The following is a 15,125-nucleotide window of genomic DNA, read 5'->3' as shown; positions in this document are numbered from 1 at the left end:
CCGGGGTCACCACGTCCAGCGGCTTCTTCTTCGCTTTCATGATGTTCGGCAGCGACGCGTAGCGCGGCTCGTTCAGGCGCAGGTCGGTGGTGACGATCGCCGGCAGGTTCAGCGCAACGGTCTGCAGACCGCCGTCGATTTCACGGGTGACGTTGACCTTGTCGCCAGCCACTTCGACCTTGGAGGCGAAGGTGCCCTGGGCGTAGCCGGTCAGCGCGGCCAGCATCTGGCCGGTCTGGTTGTTGTCGCTGTCGATGGCCTGCTTGCCGAGGATCACCAGCTGCGGCTGCTCTTTGTCGACCACGGCCTTCAGGGCCTTGGCGATGGCCAGGGAATTCAGTTCTTCGTTGGTCTCGACCAGGATGGCGCGGTCGGCGCCCAGGGCCAGGGCGGTACGCAGTTGTTCCTGGGCCGCGGTCGGGCCGACGGAAACGGCGACGATTTCAGTGGCGACGCCTTTTTCCTTCAGACGCACGGCCTCTTCCACGGCGATTTCGCAGAAGGGGTTCATGGACATTTTCACGTTGGCGAGATCGACGCCGGAGTTGTCCGCCTTGACGCGGACCTTGACGTTATAGTCAACCACTCGTTTGACAGCTACAAGAACCTTCATGGATTCCTCGTTTTTCTCCGGTGAATAGGAATGTCGCCAGACAGGCCTGGCCGGTAGTGCACGCCATCTGCGACTACATCCAGCGAGACCGCGACCGCAAAACCGTGGCTATCTTGACCGCATCGCCCTGTCGGGTCAATACGCGTGAATGCCCGTTCATAAGGCGCGGAAGCCGATTCTATCAGGCTTCCGCGCATTTCAAACAAACGTTTGTATTGCCCAAAACGGGGGGTATAACTATGCTGGGCCCTGTCGCTATAATTGCGCCCCGCTCTGTCCGGGGTAGCGCCCCCGGCCCCATACCAACAAATAGCCTGTAGAGCCTTGAGTTAGGAGAGATCGAGAAGTGGAACGCGAATACATGGAATTCGACGTCGTCATCGTCGGCGCCGGCCCTGCCGGTCTGTCCGCCGCATGCCGACTGAAGCAGAAGGCCGCCGACGCGGGTCAGGAAATCAGCGTCTGTGTGGTCGAGAAGGGTTCCGAAGTAGGCGCCCACATTCTCTCTGGCGCCGTGTTCGAGCCCCGCGCGCTGAACGAGCTGTTCCCCAACTGGAAGGAACTCGAAGCCCCGCTGAACACCCCGGTCAAGCGCGACGACATCTACGTCCTGAAGAACGAGACCGGCGCCACCAAGGTGCCGAACTTCTTCGTGCCCAAGACCATGCACAACGAGGGCAACTACATCATCTCCCTGGGCAACCTGTGCCGCTGGCTGGCCCAGCAGGCCGAAGGCCTGGGCGTCGAGATCTACCCGGGCTTCGCCGCCCAGGAAGCGCTGATCGACGAGAACGGCGTAGTCCGCGGCATCGTCACCGGCGACCTGGGCGTCGACCGCGAAGGCAATCCGAAAGAAGGGTACTACACCCCGGGTATGGAGCTGCGCGCCAAGTACACCCTGTTCGCCGAAGGCTGCCGTGGCCACATCGGCAAGCAGTTGATCAGGAAGTACAAGCTCGACAGCGACGCCGACGCCCAGCACTACGGCATCGGCATCAAGGAAATCTGGGACATCGACCCGGCCAAGCACGACCAGGGCCTGGTGGTGCACACCGCCGGCTGGCCGCTGAACGACGACAACCCGGGCGGCTCCTTCCTCTATCACCTGGAGAACAACCAGGTGGTGGTCGGCCTGATCATCGACCTGTCCTACAGCAACCCGCACCTGTCGCCCTTCGACGAGTTCCAGCGCTACAAGCACCACCCGGTGATCAAGCAGTACCTCGAAGGCGGCAAGCGCGTGGCCTACGGCGCCCGCGCCATCTGCAAGGGCGGCCTGAACTCGCTGCCGAAGATGGTCTTCCCCGGCGGCGCGCTGATCGGCTGCGACCTGGGCACCCTGAACTTCGCCAAGATCAAGGGCAGCCACACCGCCATGAAGTCCGGCATGCTGGCCGCCGAGGCCATCGCCGAAGCCCTGGCCGCCGGCCGTGAAGGCGGCGACGAGCTGAGCAATTACGTGGACGCCTTCAAGGCCAGCTGGCTGTACGACGAGCTGTTCCGCAGCCGCAACTTCGGCGCGGCCATCCACAAGTTCGGCGCCATCGGCGGCGGTGCCTTCAACTTCATCGACCAGAACTTCTTCGGCGGCAAGATTCCGCTCACCCTGCACGACACCACCCCGGACTACGCCTGCCTGAAGAAGGCCAGCGAAGCGCCGAAGATCGACTACCCGAAGCCGGACGGCAAGCTGAGCTTCGACAAGCTCTCCTCGGTGTTCCTCTCCAACACCAACCACGAGGAAGACCAGCCAATCCACCTCAAGCTGACCGACCCGAGCGTGCCGATCGCCAAGAACCTGCCGCTCTACGACGAACCGGCGCAGCGCTACTGCCCGGCCGGCGTGTACGAAGTGGTGAGCAACGACGACGGCAGCAAGCGCTTCCAGATCAACGCGCAGAACTGCGTGCACTGCAAGACCTGCGACATCAAGGACCCGGCGCAGAACATCACCTGGATCGCACCGGAAGGCACCGGCGGGCCGAACTATCCCAATATGTAAGACCCTCGCGTAGAAAGAACGCCGTTTCCCTCACAGGAAACGGCGTTTTTTTGTGCCTGCGCCGAGGTGCTCTTCGTAGGATGGGTTGAGCCTGCGAAACCCATGCGGTCGTGGTGATGGGTATCGCTTCGCTCAACCCATCCTACGACTACATTGCAGGCGAGCACGGCTTTTCGTAGGAGCGGGCCCTGCCCGCGAATCGCGCGCAGGGCGCGCTCCTACAAGGAGTACGGGCGCAGGGGCTTGAGGCCCCAACCGCTGTAGCGATACCTTCCGCGAACTACCGGCCGCTCCGGGACCCGCCGGTCACGGCTGCGGGCCGATGGCGAAGAACTCGCCGCCGCTCCACACGCCCAGCCATTCCCGGCCATCGATCAGGCGCGGCACGGCCAGTTCGACCAGCTGGTAGAAGACGTTGCGGTGGATCAGCGCCTCCAGGTTGCTGCGCACCAGCACGTAGGGCGCCGGCTCCTGGGTCTGCGGGTCGATGTCGACGCGGATCGGGTGTTCGGGGCCGGCGACGAACTCGTCCTCGACGTTGCTGGTGAAGCGCAGTCGCTGGGCCTCGCCCTGCCCTTCCACGCTCAGCGTCACGGCGACGAAAGGCGCATCGTCGACGCGGATGCCGCACTTCTCCACCGGGGTGACCAGGAAGTAGTCGTCGCCATCGCGGCGGATGATGCTGGAGAACAGCTTGACCATCGGCTTGCGCCCGATGGGCGTGCCCAGGTAGTACCAGGTGCCGTCGCGGGCGATGCGCATGTCGATGTCGCCGCAGAACGGCGGGTTCCACAGGTGCACGGGCGGCAGGCCCTTGCCGGCGGGAATCTGCGCCAGCAGGTCGCCGGCCTTGCCTGTATCGGTCATTGGAACTCCTCGGTCGCCTTCACCCCCAGCAGGCTGCGGGCGTAGTCTTCCAGCGGCGGCCCGATCAGGTCCTCGGGCCGGGCGTCGTAGAACGTCAGGAAACCGCCGCGGCTGCGGATGGTGGCGCTGTCCAGCAGGAAGCGGTTGCCGGTGTCGATCAGCATCACCTGGATCACGCTACGGTCGCGTCCGACGTCGTTGTCGGTGTCTTCATACTCTTCCCAGTTTCCCACATTATCCTCGCCGCGGGCGAAGCGCGTGTACAGCAGGTAGTCGGCGCCGGCCGCCCGCGCCTCCTGCATGGCCTCGTCCAGGCCCTCCGGGGCCTTGGCCCGGCGCACCTGCGGGAAGTATTCGACGAAGCCCTTGAAGGCCTCCTCCGCCACCACGTTGGGCCGCGCGTAGGGATGCCCCGGCGGCACGAAGTGCCCCTGGGCGATGTAGATGAAGGAGTCCGGCTGCACCCGCCAGTTCCCCGTGCGGCGGGTGTGGCTGTGGTCGAGGAAGCCGGCGTCGCCCATGTAGTAGCCGGTGCGTTCGGCCATGTCGCTGGGCTTCATGCAGCCGGCCAGCGCAGCCAGGGCCAGGGTCAACAACAGGTAGCGCATTCGATCTCTCCGCGGCCGGCGTCGAAAAACCGGCGTTGGCCGGACGGATGCAGCTTCCGCGCCATCCCGGCTGTCGTCACTCCCGAAAACCTCATAGCTGGATTCCCTGGCCGGAAGTGCCAGGTTTCAGCCGCCGATGATCTTCATCACCGTGACGCCGCCGGAGAAGGCCACTTCCTGTTTGTCCGCCAGGGCCTTCACCAGCAGCCGCTGCAGGGCCGGCAGGGCCTGGTGGCGCGGCTTGTCGAGCAGGTCGCCGACGTAGTGGCGGTTGCTGGAGGACAGGCAGCCGTGCAGCCAGCCGGTGGAGGACAGGCGCAGGCGCGAGCAGGTGCGGCAGAAGGGTACGCTTTCGTTGGCGATCACGCCGAAGAAGCCGCACCCCGGCACTTCGTAGCGCAGCGCGGTGGCGTCCACCGGGGCGTCGGCCTGGACGTAGGGATGGCCGCGGCCGATCAGTTCGAGCAGCTCGCGCAGGCCGACAAACTGGCTGGCAAAGGCGTTGCCGTCGCGGGCCAGGTGGCCCATGCGCATCAGCTCGATGAAGCGCAGTTCGAAGCCGCGCGCCAGGCAGTAGTCCAGCAGCGGGACGACCTGGTCGAGGTTCTGCCCGCGCAGCGGCACCATGTTGACCTTGACCTTCATGCCCGCGGCGCTGGCCTCGTCCAGCCCCTTGAGCACCGTGGCCAGGTCGCCGCCGCGGGCGATGCCGCGGAAGGCCGCGGCGTCCAGGGTGTCGAGGGAGACGTTCAGCCGGCGGATACCGCATTCCAGCAGCAGCGGCAGCTTGCGCGAAAGCAGCTGGCCGTTGCTGGTCAGGCTGATGTCCTTCAGGCCCAGGCGGCTGACGCCATGCAGGAATTCGTCGAGCTTGGGGCTGACCAGGGGTTCGCCGCCGGTGATGCGCAGGCGCTCGATGCCCGCGGCCTCGATCAGGTAGGCCACGCCGCGCACCAGGCTCTGCGCGGACAGCTCGTCCTGCGCGGCGACCAGGCGCTTGCCGTCCGGCACGCAATAGGTGCAGGCGTAGTTGCAGGCGGCGGTAAGGCTGACGCGCAGGTTGCGGAAGCGCCTGCCCTGGCGGTCGACGATCATCTATCGACTCCGGCGGAGAGTGGTTCTGTCAGTATATCCCCGCTGGGCCGCGGCGGCGGCCCGAAAGCGCCGCCGGCATTGGTTCAGGCGGCAGGGGTATCGCCGTCGCGCTTGCGCTTGTTGCCCATGCGCACGCCGATGTCCATGAGGAACTGGAAGAAGCCCTCCTGGTCCTCCAGCACCTCGCGCCAGAAGGGCGAGTGGTACAGCGCCACGGCGCCGTGCACCAGGGCCCAGGCCGCGCAGTAGTGGAAGTACGCGGGCACGTCCTCCAGCTTGCCGGCGGCGATGCGCTCCTTGATCAACTGGCTCAAGCGCTCGAAGTTGGACTCGCGGATCTTGTGCAGTTCCTCGACCATCTCCGGCACCTGGCTGTTCTTCACCACCTTCTCTTCCAGGCGGTCGAACAGGCGGTAGCGCTGCGGATCGCGCATGCGGAACTCGAAGTAGGCGCGCGACAGGCGTTCCTTGTCGCGGGCGACGTCCTCGGAGTGGAACAGCGCCGCCAGGTCGCGCTCGTAGTCGAGCATCAGGCGCAGGTAAATCTCCGCCTTCGACTTGAAGTGCTTGTAGATGGTGCCTTTGCCGATACCCACGGCATCGGCGATCATCTCGACCGTGACACTGTCTTCGCCCTGCTCAAGGAACAGCTTGAGGGCGGTGTCGAGGATCTCCTGTTCGCGACGACGGAATTCGCGAACCTTGCGTGGCTCTTTCTGCATAAAAAGACTGTTCGGTCAAAAATAGTCAAAATCCGGAGCCGCGTATTATGCCTATTCAGCGACAAAATGCACGGAACATCCGCCATGAATCCGCTTTCTTTAGAGTTTCCCCAGGAACCCGGCCTGCGCTACCTGAACCACGCTGCCGTGGCACCCTGGCCCAAGCGTAGCGCCGACGCCGTCGCCGCCTTCGCCAGCGAGAACATCCGCCTGGGCGCGCGCGACTATCCGCAGTGGCTGCAGGTGGAGAACCGCCTGCGCCAGCGCCTTGCGCAGTTGGTCGGCGCCGCCACCACGGGCGACGTCGCCCTGGTGAAGAATACGTCCGAAGCCCTTTCCTTCGTGGCCTTCGGACTCGACTGGCGCCCCGGCGACCAGGTGGTGATCAGCGACCAGGAATTCCCCTCCAACCGCGTCGTCTGGGAAGCCCTGAAGCCGCGCGGGGTGGAGGTCATCCAGGTGAGCCTGGAAGGCGCCGATCCCGAGGCCGACCTGCTGGCCGCCTGCGGGCCGCGCACGCGCCTGCTGTCGATCAGCGCCGTGCAGTACGCCAGCGGCCTGCGCATGGACCTGGAGCGCCTCGGCGCCGGCTGCCGCCAGCGGGGCGTGCTGTTCTGCATCGACGCCATCCAGCAACTGGGCGCCCTGCCCTTCGACGCCCAGGCCTACGACTGCGCCTTCGCCATGGCCGACGGCCACAAGTGGATGCTCGGCCCCGAGGGCCTGGGGGTGTTCTACTGCCGCGCCGCCGAGCGCGACCTGCTGTCGTTGCAGGAATATGGCTGGCACATGCTGGAAAACGCCGGCAACTACAACCAGACCGATTGGCAGCCGGCGCGCAGCGCACGGCGCTTCGAATGCGGCAGCCCGAACATGCTCGGCGCCGTGGCCCTGGACGCCAGCCTGGGGCTGCTGGAGGAATTCGGCATGCCGGCGGTCGGCGCAGCCCTGGCCGAACGGGTACAGGCCTTGCAGGATGGCCTGCAACGCATCCCCGGAGCGCGCCTGCACAGCCCGCAGCAACCCGAGCGCCGGGCCGGCATCCTGACCTTCAGCCTCGACGGCTGGGACAACGCCCGCCTGCACGAGCGGCTGAAGGCCGAACAGGTAGTCTGCATCCAGCGCGGCGCCGGGGTGCGCTTCTCGCCGCACTTCTACACCCCGGAAAACGTGATAGAAGACACACTGGCCATCATCTCGGCCCTGGCCCGGGAATAAGCCGCAACCCGCGAGCCAGGGGGGCTGGCCCCGGGGGCAGGCGGCAAATGGCGGGCCATGGGCGGAGCAGTATTCCAAATCCGTTTAAAAAACCGCCGGGCGGTTGTGGAAGCTCCGCCATCTTGGCCAATACTTGAACTTACTGGTGTGCGGCATCTCCCCCCAAGTGCCCCGCCAGTGAAGGTACCGAGGATCGCGTACCTTATTGTTACACTCCTAATGGTCTTGACCCGGATTCATCCCCCAGAACCCGGGTTTTTTTTATGTGCGTGAAATAATTGGGCTGTGCTTACCCTTTCCTGCCTGTAGGAGCGAGCTTGCTCGCGAACCTTGGCCATTCCGGCGTCCGCTGACGTTACCCTGGAAACCCGTAGGACGGATAACGCCCAGGGCGTTATCCGCCAAATCGCGGGCAGGGCCCGCTCCTACAGGGGAATGCCGTGGGTTGGGCGGCATAGGAGCAACTGTCTTGCCGACTGCACCGAGGCGCTTTTCGTAGGATGGGTTGAGCCTTGGCGAAACCCATGCGACCACGGCGATGGGTATCGCTTCGCTCAACCCATCCTACGGGTGTCATATTTGCCGGGGCGCAGGAGCGGACTCCGTCCGCGATTGGGCTCGCCGTGCATGGAGCTATCCGGTGGCACGAACCACCGAGCATCACGCCGCCAACGGGAACAACCGCCTGAAGTTCGCCGTGGTCTGCTCAGCCAACACCTCGAAGCTCACCCCACGCAACACCGCCAGGTACTCGGCCACTTCGCGCACGTACTCCGGCAGGTTCGGCTTGCCGCGGTGCGGTACCGGCGCCAGGTACGGCGAGTCGGTTTCCACCAGCAGGCGGTCGGCCGGGACCTGGCGGGCCACTTCGCGCAGGGCTTCGGCGTTGCGGAAGGTGACTATGCCCGACAGCGAGATGTAGAAGCCGATGTCCAGCGCCGCCTTGGCCATTTCCCAGTCCTCGGTGAAGCAGTGCAGCACGCCGGCCTGGGGCAGCGCCGCCTCGCGCAGCAGTGCCAGGGTGTCGGCGCGGGCCTCGCGGGTGTGGACGATGACCGGCTTGCCGGTGAGCTTCGCCGCCTCCAGGTGCAGGCGGAAGGCTTCCTGCTGCAGTTCGGCGGCCTCGGGTTCGTAGTGGTAGTCCAGGCCGGTTTCGCCAATGGCCACCACCCGCGGGTGGTTCAGTTCGGCCAGCAGCCAGTCCAGGGCCGGGGCTGCGCCGGGTTCCAGGTCCAATGGGTGGACGCCCACCGAGCAGTGCACGTCGGCGTAGCGTTCGGCCAAGGCCTTGACCGCCCGGGCGTTGTCGGCGCTGACGCCGATGCAGAGGAACTGCCCGACGCCACGGGCGCGCGCGGCGTCCAGGGCGGCGTCCAGCGAACCGCCATGGGCCGCGAGGTCTAGGCGGTCGAGGTGGCAATGGGAATCGACCAGCATCGAATGGGTACTCCGGAAATGACGAAGCGCCCCTGCGGGCGCCTCCTGCGTTCTGCTCATGCGCGCCGCGGCGCGCGACTTACATGGTGTGGGTCGGCCTGTCGGACTTCAGCGCCCCGGCCAGGTACGTCTCTATCTTGTTGCGCGCAGTGTTGTCGCCGTCATTGAACTGCACGCCGATGCCCGCGGCGCGGTTGCCCTGGGCGCCCTTGGGGGTGATCCAGACCACCTTGCCGGCCACCGGGATCTTCTCCGGCTCGTCCATCAGGTTGAGCAGCATGAAGACCTCGTCGCCCAGCTTGTAGGTCTTGTTGGTCGGGATGAACAGCCCGCCGTTGCGGATGAACGGCATGTACGCGGCATAGAGTACGGACTTGTCCTTGATGGTCAGGGACAGGATACCGTTACGCGGTCCCAGGTTCGGTGGCAAGCTCATTGGGCTGTCCTAGCGATGATCCGATTGGCCGATTCTAGCCCGGCCCCGGCAGGCTTGCCCACTGCGCGAGCAGGGCTTCGAGAAGCAGGGCACGGTTGAGGTTGGCCTTGTTCAGGACTTTCTGCCGGTGCTCCAGCAACCAGTCCTGGATCGCCATGACCTTGGGCTGGGTGGACTTCTCCGCCAGGTACTGCAGCACCTTGCGCATGTCCGCCAGGCCCAGCCCCGCTTCGTCGCGGGTCAGCTGGTAGCGCAGGATGCCCAGCGCCCAGTCGCAGAACCAGTCGAACAGCAGCGGCAGCGGCACGGCGTTCCAGCTTTCCGCCAGTTGGCCGGGGGCGATCTGCTGCTTGAGCAGCTTCTTCACTCCCTCCACCACCAGCGCGCGCTGTTCGCGCACGCCCTGGCCGTACAGGCGCTGGGCGGTCAGCGGCGAGCCGCCGGCCAGGACCAGCAGTTCGTCGAGCGCGGCGGCGTCCTCGCCGGGCAGCACGCTGGCCAGGTAGGCGCGGCTCTGCTCGGCGCTCGGCTGCGGGCAGGCCTGCTGCACGCAGCGGCTCTTGATGGTCGGCAGCAGGCGGCTGGGCTGGTGGCTGATCAGCAGCAGCACGGTGTCGCCGGAGGGCTCCTCCAGGCTCTTGAGCAGGGCGTTGGCGGAGTTGAGGTTCATCGCCTCGGCCGGCTCCAGCAGCACCACCTTGCGCCCGCCCAGCTGCGCGGTCTGCACCACGAAGTCCACCAGTTCGCGGACCTGGTCGACGCGGATGGGCTTCTCCGGCTCTTCCGGCTCCAGCAGGAAGAAGTCCGGATGGGTGCCGGCGGCCAGCAGCTGGCAACCCTTGCACTGGCCGCAGGCGCGGCCGCCGGCCGGGTGCTGGCAGAGCAGCAGGGCCACCAGGTTGTCGGCCAGGGCGCGCTTGCCGATGCCCGCGGGGCCGTGCAGCAGGTAGGCGTGGGCATGCCGCGGGCGGCCGCTGAGCTGCTGCCAGAGCGTGGCCTGCCAGGGGTAGATCTCAGCCATGCAGGCGCTCCAGCAGGTTCGGCAGCAGGGCCTCGATGTCAGCCTGTACGCGCGCCAGCGGCTGCGCGGCGTCGAGCACGTGATAGCGCTGTGGCTCGGCGGCGGCGCGGCGCAGGTAGGTCTGGCGCACCGCCTCGAAGAATTCGCGGCCTTCCTGCTCGAAGCGGTCCAGGCGGCCGCGGGCGGCAGCGCGGGCCAGGCCGACTTCCACCGGCAGGTCGAAGACCAGCGTCAGGTCCGGGCGCAGGTCGCCCTGGACGAAGCGTTCCAGTTCGGCGATGCGCGACTCCGGCAGGCCTCGGCCACCGCCCTGGTAGGCGTAGGTGGCGTCGGTGAAGCGGTCGCAGAGCACCACCGCGCCACGGGCCAGGGCCGGGCGGATGACCTGGGCGAGGTGCTGGGCGCGGGCGGCGAACATCAGCAGCAGCTCGGTATCCACCGCCATCGGCTCGTCACTGGGGGCCAGCAGCAGCTCGCGGATGCGCTCGGCCAGCGGCGTGCCGCCGGGCTCGCGGGTCAGCTGCACTTCCACGCCGCGTTCGCGCAGGCGCTCGGCCAGGTACTCGCGGTTGGTGGTCTTGCCCGCGCCTTCGGGGCCTTCCAGGGTGACGAACAGGCCGCTCACTCGGCTCTCCTTCTGTCTGTGCTACTGCTGCGCCGGCGGTTGCCCGGGAGCTTCCGCCGGCGCCGGTGCGGGAATCGGCGCGGGGCTGGACCGGTAGTCCGCGCGCCGCTTCAGCTGGTATTCCTGCACCGCCTTGTTGTGGTCGTCGAGGTTGTCGGAAAACACGTGGCTGCCATCGCCACGGGCGACGAAATACAGGCTCTGGCCATCGGCCGGATTGAGCGCGGCATGGATCGCCTCGCGCCCGGGCATGGCGATCGGCGTCGGCGGCAGGCCGGCGATCAGGTAGGTGTTGTAGGGGGTGGGCTCGCGCAGGTCGGCGCGGCTGATCTTGCCGTTGTAGCGCTCGCCCATGCCGTAGATCACGGTCGGGTCGGTCTGCAGCAGCATGTTCTTCTGCAGGCGGCGCACGAAGACCCCGGCGATCTGCTGGCGCTCCTGGGGCACGCCGGTTTCCTTCTCCACCAGCGATGCCATGATCAGCGCCTGGTACGGGTCCTTGTAGGGCAGGTCGCCGCTGCGGGCCTGCCACTCCTGGTCGAGGATGCGCTCCATGCGCTGGTAGGCCAGCTTGAGCAGGTCGATGTCGCGCATGCCGCGGACGTAGCGATAGGTGTCCGGGAAGAAGTGCCCCTCGGGCACGACGCCGGCCTTGCCCAGGCGCTTCATCACCTCTTCGTCGCTGAGGCCGGCCAGGGTGGCCTCCAGCTTGGGCTGGCGCGCCAGCAGTTCGCGGAACTGGTGGAAGGTCCAGCCCTCAACCAGGGTCAGGCTGTACTGCACCACCTCGCCTTCGCGCCACAGCTCCAGCAGGTCATCGCCGCTCATTCCCGGCTTGAGCCGGTATTCGCCGCTGTGCAGGGCTTGGCCGGCCAGGTTGAAGCGCCAGTACAGGCGCAGCCAGAAGGCGCCGTGCAGCACTTCCTCGTCCTGCAGGCGCGTCAGCAGCGCCCCCGGGGTGGCGCCGGAAGGGACGTCCAGCAGGCGTTCTTCGGTCAGCTGCAGCGGCTGCTGCAGGGCCCGGCGCTGCTCCCAGCCGGCCAGGCCGAGCAACAGCCCGGCCAACAGCAGGCCGCTTTCCAGCAGCACCAGCAATTTGCGCATCACAGGTCAGGAATCCAGGCGTTCGCGGAAGTGGGCTTGCAGTTTACGGGTGATCGCCCCGACCGGCCAGGCATGGGCTTCGAGTCGACGCACCGGCCAGACACCATAGAGGCTGTTGCAGAGAAAGACCTCATCGGCCTGCAACAGTTCGACGTAGGCAACATCCCGAACCGCAGTAGGAATGCCCTGCCCCGCCGCCCACTCCAGCAGTTCGGCGCGCATCACCCCGGCCACTCCGCAGCGGCTCAGTTCGGGCGTGATCAATTGGCCGTCGCGGACCAGGAACAGGTTGCTGAATACGCCTTCGATCACGCGCCCGCCCTGGTCGCGCATCAGCCCCTCGGCGAAGGCCGGGTCGCTCCATTCGCTGCGGGCCAGCACCTGCTCCAGGCGGTTGAGGTGCTTGAGGCCGGCCAGCAACGGCTGCTCGGCCAGGCGGGTGGCGCAGGGGAAAAGGGCGATGCCCTCGTCGAAATGGGCCGCTGGATAGGCCGGCGCCGGCGAACCGATAAGGATGCGCCGCACCTGGGCATCGGCCGGCGCGGCATAACCGCGCAGGCCTTCGCCGCGGGTCAGCATCAGCTTGGCCACCCCTTCGCCCAGTTGCGCGGCGAAGGCCAGCAGTTCCTGCTCGACCTGGGCCAGCGACACCGGCAGGAACAGGCGCCGGGCGCCCTCCTCCAGGCGCGCCAGGTGCCGCGCCAGCAGGCGTGGCCGGCCGGCGCGCACGGCAATGGTCTCGAACAGGCCATCGCCGTAGGCCAGCCCGCGATCGCGCACGGACAGGGCCTCGGCGGGCCGGCCGTCGACCCAGGCGGACATCAGCCGTTGAACCGGCGGAACACCAGGGAACCGTTGGTGCCGCCGAAGCCGAAGGAGTTGGACACCGCCACTTCGATGCTGCGCTCCTTGAGCCGGTTCGCCACCAGGTCGAGGTCGCAGCCTTCGTCCGGGTTATCCAGGTTGATGGTCGGCGGCGCCACCTGGTCGCGCAGCGCCAGGATGCAGAAGATGGCTTCCACCGCACCGGCGGCACCGAGCAGGTGGCCGGTCATGGACTTGGTCGAGCTCATCGACAGCTTGTAGGCGTGCTCGCCGAAGATCGACTTCACCGCGGAGATCTCGGCAATGTCGCCGGCCGGGGTGGAGGTGCCGTGGGCGTTGATGTAGTCGACCTGCTCCGGGTTCAGGCCGGCGTCGCGCAGGGCGTTCTTCATGCAACGGGCAGCGCCGGCGCCATCTTCCGGCGGCGCGGTCATGTGGAAGGCGTCGCCGCTCATGCCGAAGCCGACCAGCTCGGCGTAGATGCGCGCGCCGCGGGCCTTGGCGTGCTCCAGCTCTTCCAGCACCACTGCGCCGGCGCCGTCGGAGAGCACGAAGCCGTCGCGGTCCCTGTCCCACGGGCGGCTGGCCCTGGCCGGCTCGTCGTTGCGGGTGGACAGCGCGCGGGCGGCGCCGAAACCGCCGATGCCCAGGCCGCAGGTGGCCATTTCCGAACCGCCGGCGACCATCACGTCAGCCTCGCCGTAGGCGATGTTGCGCGCGGCCATGCCGATGTTGTGGGTGCCGGTGGTGCAAGCGGTGGTGATGGCGTAGTTGGGGCCCTGCAGACCGAGGTTGATCGACAGGAACCCGGAAACCATGTTGATGACCGAGCCGGGCACGAAGAACGGCGAAATGCGCCGCGGCCCCTGCTCGAACAGAGAACGGCAGGTGTTCTCGATGTTGGTCAGGCCGCCGATGCCCGAGCCGATGGCGACGCCGATGCGCTCGCGGTTGGCGTCGCTGACTTCCAGACCGGAATCGCGCACCGCCTGGTAGCTGGCGGCCAGGCCGTACTGGATGAACAGGTCGAGTTTGCGGGCTTCCTTGGCGGACATGTACTGCTCGACGTCGAACCCCCTCACCGAACCGCCGAAGCGGGTGGAAAAGGCGGAAAGGTCCATGTGCTCGATCGGGGCGATACCGCTGCGGCCGGCCAGGATACCCTGCCAGGAACTCGGCACGTCCACGCCCAGCGGCGAGAGCATACCCATGCCAGTGATGACGACGCGTCTGCGCGACACTACGACTTCCTCATTTTGCGAATACACGGCATAGGCGCCGGACCGCGACCAGGGCTGTCCAGCGCCATGCTAAAGAAAAGCCGCACGCCTTTGCAGGCCGTGCGGCTTCTTCCGTCGGAAACGGCTACTTATTGCTGGTGGGCAACGATGTAGTCGATGGCTTCCTGCACGGTGGTGATCTTTTCGGCTTGCTCGTCGGGGATTTCGGTCTCGAATTCCTCTTCCAGAGCCATCACCAGCTCAACGGTGTCAAGGGAGTCGGCGCCCAGGTCTTCGACGAAGGAAGCGCTGTTGGTGACTTCTTCTTCCTTAACGCCGAGTTGCTCAGCAACGATCTTCTTGACGCGTTCTTCGATGGTGCTCATACCTTGTTTTCACTCCTATGGACAATCCGTACAGCTGGGCTGCGGGTAAGTGTATAGAAAGGGTTTTCTGCATTTCAAGCTGAACGCCGACGCCCCTTCGCGACCACCACGATGTTCTGTCTATAACCCAGTTGCATCTATATAACGGATTTTAGACAGCGCATATGACACATCCGCGAAGAGTAAGGTCACATTCAGCTCATGTACATTCCGCCATTCACCGGTACCGTGGCGCCGGTCACATAGGCGGCACCATCGGAGGCGAGGAATCCTACCACCTTGGCGATCTCTTCGGCTTGGCCGAGACGCCCGAGCGGAATCTGGCCGAGCAGCGCTTCGCGCTGGGCTTCGGGCAGCTCGCGGGTCATGTCGGTGTCGATGAAGCCCGGGGCCACCGCGTTGACGGTGATGGCACGGGAGCCCACTTCGCGCGCCAGGGCGCGGGTGAAGCCCTCTAGGCCGGCCTTCGCCGCGGCATAGTTGGTCTGCCCGGCATTACCCATGGCGCCGACCACCGAGCCGATGTTGATGATGCGACCCCAGCGAGCCTTGGTCATGCCGCGCAGCACGGCTTTCGACAGACGGTAGAGGCTGTTGAGGTTGGTGTTGACCACGTCGAACCACTCGTCGTCCTTCATCCGCATCAGCAGGTTGTCGCGGGTGATGCCGGCGTTGTTGACCACGATCAGCGGCTGGCCGAGGTGCTGCTGGATGTGTTCGAGGGTGGAGGCGACGGATTCGTCGCTGGAAACGTCCAGGACCAGGCCGGCGCCTTCGATGCCGTTGGCCTTGAGGTATTCGGCGATCTTCTCGGCGCCCGAGGCGCTGGTGGCGGTGCCGATGACGATGGCGCCCAGGCGGCCCAGTTCCAGGGCGATGGCCTGGCCGATGCCGCGGCTCGCGCCGGTGACCAGGGCAACCTTACCTTGCAGACTCATGCTCTTAT

16 protein-coding genes are annotated in these 15,125 nt (G+C 66.3%); 2 read left to right on the top strand and 14 right to left on the bottom strand.

Features of this window, described 5'->3' with window-relative positions:
* Positions 1 to 613, bottom strand: a 613-nt coding sequence (locus QSJ95_RS27830; protein WP_285646789.1) for an electron transfer flavoprotein subunit beta/FixA family protein, incomplete at its 3' end; no start/stop codon positions are given.
* A 346-nt stretch (positions 614 to 959) separates the two neighbouring features.
* Here QSJ95_RS27830 and QSJ95_RS27825 point away from each other — a divergent pair.
* Positions 960 to 2,615, top strand: a complete 1,656-nt coding sequence (locus QSJ95_RS27825; protein ID WP_267852269.1) for an electron transfer flavoprotein-ubiquinone oxidoreductase — start codon at positions 960 to 962, stop codon at positions 2,613 to 2,615.
* A 306-nt stretch (positions 2,616 to 2,921) separates the two neighbouring features.
* Here QSJ95_RS27825 and QSJ95_RS27820 read toward each other — a convergent pair whose 3' ends face one another.
* From QSJ95_RS27820 to QSJ95_RS27805, 4 genes are all read right to left on the bottom strand, one after another.
* Positions 2,922 to 3,482 carry a DUF1285 domain-containing protein gene (locus tag QSJ95_RS27820; protein ID WP_285646785.1) on the bottom strand — a complete coding sequence of 187 codons (561 nt, stop codon included), beginning with the start codon at positions 3,480 to 3,482 and terminating at the stop codon, positions 2,922 to 2,924.
* Positions 3,479 to 4,090 (bottom strand): DUF4823 domain-containing protein, encoded by a 612-nt coding sequence (locus QSJ95_RS27815; protein WP_058071007.1) that lies wholly within the window; start codon positions 4,088 to 4,090, stop codon positions 3,479 to 3,481. Before QSJ95_RS27815 ends, QSJ95_RS27820 begins: the two co-directional genes overlap by 4 nt.
* A gap of 126 nt (positions 4,091 to 4,216) precedes the next feature.
* Positions 4,217 to 5,185 carry a GTP 3',8-cyclase MoaA gene (locus QSJ95_RS27810; RefSeq protein ID WP_285646783.1) on the bottom strand — a complete coding sequence of 323 codons (969 nt, stop codon included), beginning with the start codon at positions 5,183 to 5,185 and terminating at the stop codon, positions 4,217 to 4,219.
* 83 nt (positions 5,186 to 5,268) lie between these two features.
* A complete protein-coding gene (locus QSJ95_RS27805) occupies positions 5,269 to 5,907 on the bottom strand; it encodes a TetR/AcrR family transcriptional regulator (protein WP_009621451.1) in 639 nt (212 codons plus the stop codon).
* 84 nt (positions 5,908 to 5,991) lie between these two features.
* Here QSJ95_RS27805 and QSJ95_RS27800 point away from each other — a divergent pair, with 84 nt between their 5' ends.
* The gene (locus QSJ95_RS27800; RefSeq protein WP_061561125.1) at positions 5,992 to 7,125 is read left to right on the top strand and encodes an aminotransferase class V-fold PLP-dependent enzyme; all 1,134 of its coding nucleotides are present in this window, start codon (positions 5,992 to 5,994) and stop codon (positions 7,123 to 7,125) included.
* Between the two features lie 660 nt (positions 7,126 to 7,785).
* On the opposite strand, the gene QSJ95_RS27795 is transcribed toward QSJ95_RS27800, so the two are convergent.
* The 9 genes from QSJ95_RS27795 to fabG all read right to left on the bottom strand — a co-directional run bounded on the left by QSJ95_RS27795 (position 7,786) and on the right by fabG (position 15,117).
* Entirely contained in the window at positions 7,786 to 8,562 is a 777-nt protein-coding gene (locus QSJ95_RS27795; RefSeq protein ID WP_285646781.1) for a TatD family hydrolase, read from the bottom strand.
* A 79-nt stretch (positions 8,563 to 8,641) separates the two neighbouring features.
* Positions 8,642 to 8,998, bottom strand: a complete 357-nt coding sequence (locus tag QSJ95_RS27790; protein ID WP_009621447.1) for a PilZ domain-containing protein — start codon at positions 8,996 to 8,998, stop codon at positions 8,642 to 8,644.
* 34 nt (positions 8,999 to 9,032) lie between these two features.
* A complete protein-coding gene (locus QSJ95_RS27785; RefSeq protein ID WP_043267251.1) occupies positions 9,033 to 10,019 on the bottom strand; it encodes a DNA polymerase III subunit delta' in 987 nt (328 codons plus the stop codon).
* Positions 10,012 to 10,644 (bottom strand): dTMP kinase, encoded by a 633-nt coding sequence (gene tmk, locus QSJ95_RS27780; RefSeq protein WP_043267253.1) that lies wholly within the window; start codon positions 10,642 to 10,644, stop codon positions 10,012 to 10,014. Before tmk ends, QSJ95_RS27785 begins: the two co-directional genes overlap by 8 nt.
* 21 nt (positions 10,645 to 10,665) lie before the next feature.
* Positions 10,666 to 11,748, bottom strand: coding sequence for an endolytic transglycosylase MltG (mltG, locus tag QSJ95_RS27775; protein WP_285646777.1), 1,083 nt, complete (start codon positions 11,746 to 11,748; stop codon positions 10,666 to 10,668).
* A gap of 6 nt (positions 11,749 to 11,754) precedes the next feature.
* The gene (pabC, locus tag QSJ95_RS27770; RefSeq protein ID WP_285646776.1) at positions 11,755 to 12,570 is read right to left on the bottom strand and encodes an aminodeoxychorismate lyase; all 816 of its coding nucleotides are present in this window, start codon (positions 12,568 to 12,570) and stop codon (positions 11,755 to 11,757) included.
* Positions 12,570 to 13,814, bottom strand: coding sequence for a beta-ketoacyl-ACP synthase II (fabF, locus tag QSJ95_RS27765; protein ID WP_074979846.1), 1,245 nt, complete (start codon positions 13,812 to 13,814; stop codon positions 12,570 to 12,572). The genes pabC and fabF overlap by 1 nt, the downstream gene beginning before the upstream one ends.
* A 128-nt stretch (positions 13,815 to 13,942) precedes the next feature.
* Entirely contained in the window at positions 13,943 to 14,179 is a 237-nt protein-coding gene (gene acpP / locus QSJ95_RS27760) for an acyl carrier protein (protein ID WP_007160597.1), read from the bottom strand.
* A 194-nt stretch (positions 14,180 to 14,373) separates the two neighbouring features.
* Positions 14,374 to 15,117 (bottom strand): 3-oxoacyl-ACP reductase FabG, encoded by a 744-nt coding sequence (gene fabG / locus QSJ95_RS27755; RefSeq protein ID WP_009621431.1) that lies wholly within the window; start codon positions 15,115 to 15,117, stop codon positions 14,374 to 14,376.
* Between the last annotated feature and the right edge of the window lie 8 nt (positions 15,118 to 15,125).

Origin of the sequence: Pseudomonas sp. NBRC 100443 (genome assembly GCF_030268185.1) — a bacterium.
GTDB classification, from domain to species: domain Bacteria; phylum Pseudomonadota; class Gammaproteobacteria; order Pseudomonadales; family Pseudomonadaceae; genus Pseudomonas; species Pseudomonas citronellolis.
This window is presented reverse-complemented; position numbering and strand designations above follow the sequence as displayed.

Excerpts from the sequence above, each read along its gene's own strand:
- QSJ95_RS27820 (WP_285646785.1), bottom strand. The coding sequence starts at position 3,482 with ATGACCGATACAGGCAAGGCCGGCGACCTGCTGGCGCAGATTCCCGCC.
- QSJ95_RS27815 (WP_058071007.1), bottom strand. The coding sequence starts at position 4,090 with ATGCGCTACCTGTTGTTGACCCTGGCCCTGGCTGCGCTGGCCGGCTGC.
- QSJ95_RS27810 (WP_285646783.1), bottom strand. The coding sequence starts at position 5,185 with ATGATCGTCGACCGCCAGGGCAGGCGCTTCCGCAACCTGCGCGTCAGC.
- QSJ95_RS27805 (WP_009621451.1), bottom strand. The coding sequence starts at position 5,907 with ATGCAGAAAGAGCCACGCAAGGTTCGCGAATTCCGTCGTCGCGAACAG.
- QSJ95_RS27800 (WP_061561125.1), top strand. The coding sequence starts at position 5,992 with ATGAATCCGCTTTCTTTAGAGTTTCCCCAGGAACCCGGCCTGCGCTAC.
- QSJ95_RS27795 (WP_285646781.1), bottom strand. The coding sequence starts at position 8,562 with ATGCTGGTCGATTCCCATTGCCACCTCGACCGCCTAGACCTCGCGGCC.
- QSJ95_RS27790 (WP_009621447.1), bottom strand. The coding sequence starts at position 8,998 with ATGAGCTTGCCACCGAACCTGGGACCGCGTAACGGTATCCTGTCCCTG.
- QSJ95_RS27785 (WP_043267251.1), bottom strand. The coding sequence starts at position 10,019 with ATGGCTGAGATCTACCCCTGGCAGGCCACGCTCTGGCAGCAGCTCAGC.
- mltG (WP_285646777.1), bottom strand. The coding sequence starts at position 11,748 with ATGCGCAAATTGCTGGTGCTGCTGGAAAGCGGCCTGCTGTTGGCCGGG.
- pabC (WP_285646776.1), bottom strand. The coding sequence starts at position 12,570 with ATGTCCGCCTGGGTCGACGGCCGGCCCGCCGAGGCCCTGTCCGTGCGC.
- acpP (WP_007160597.1), bottom strand. The coding sequence starts at position 14,179 with ATGAGCACCATCGAAGAACGCGTCAAGAAGATCGTTGCTGAGCAACTC.
- fabG (WP_009621431.1), bottom strand. The coding sequence starts at position 15,117 with ATGAGTCTGCAAGGTAAGGTTGCCCTGGTCACCGGCGCGAGCCGCGGC.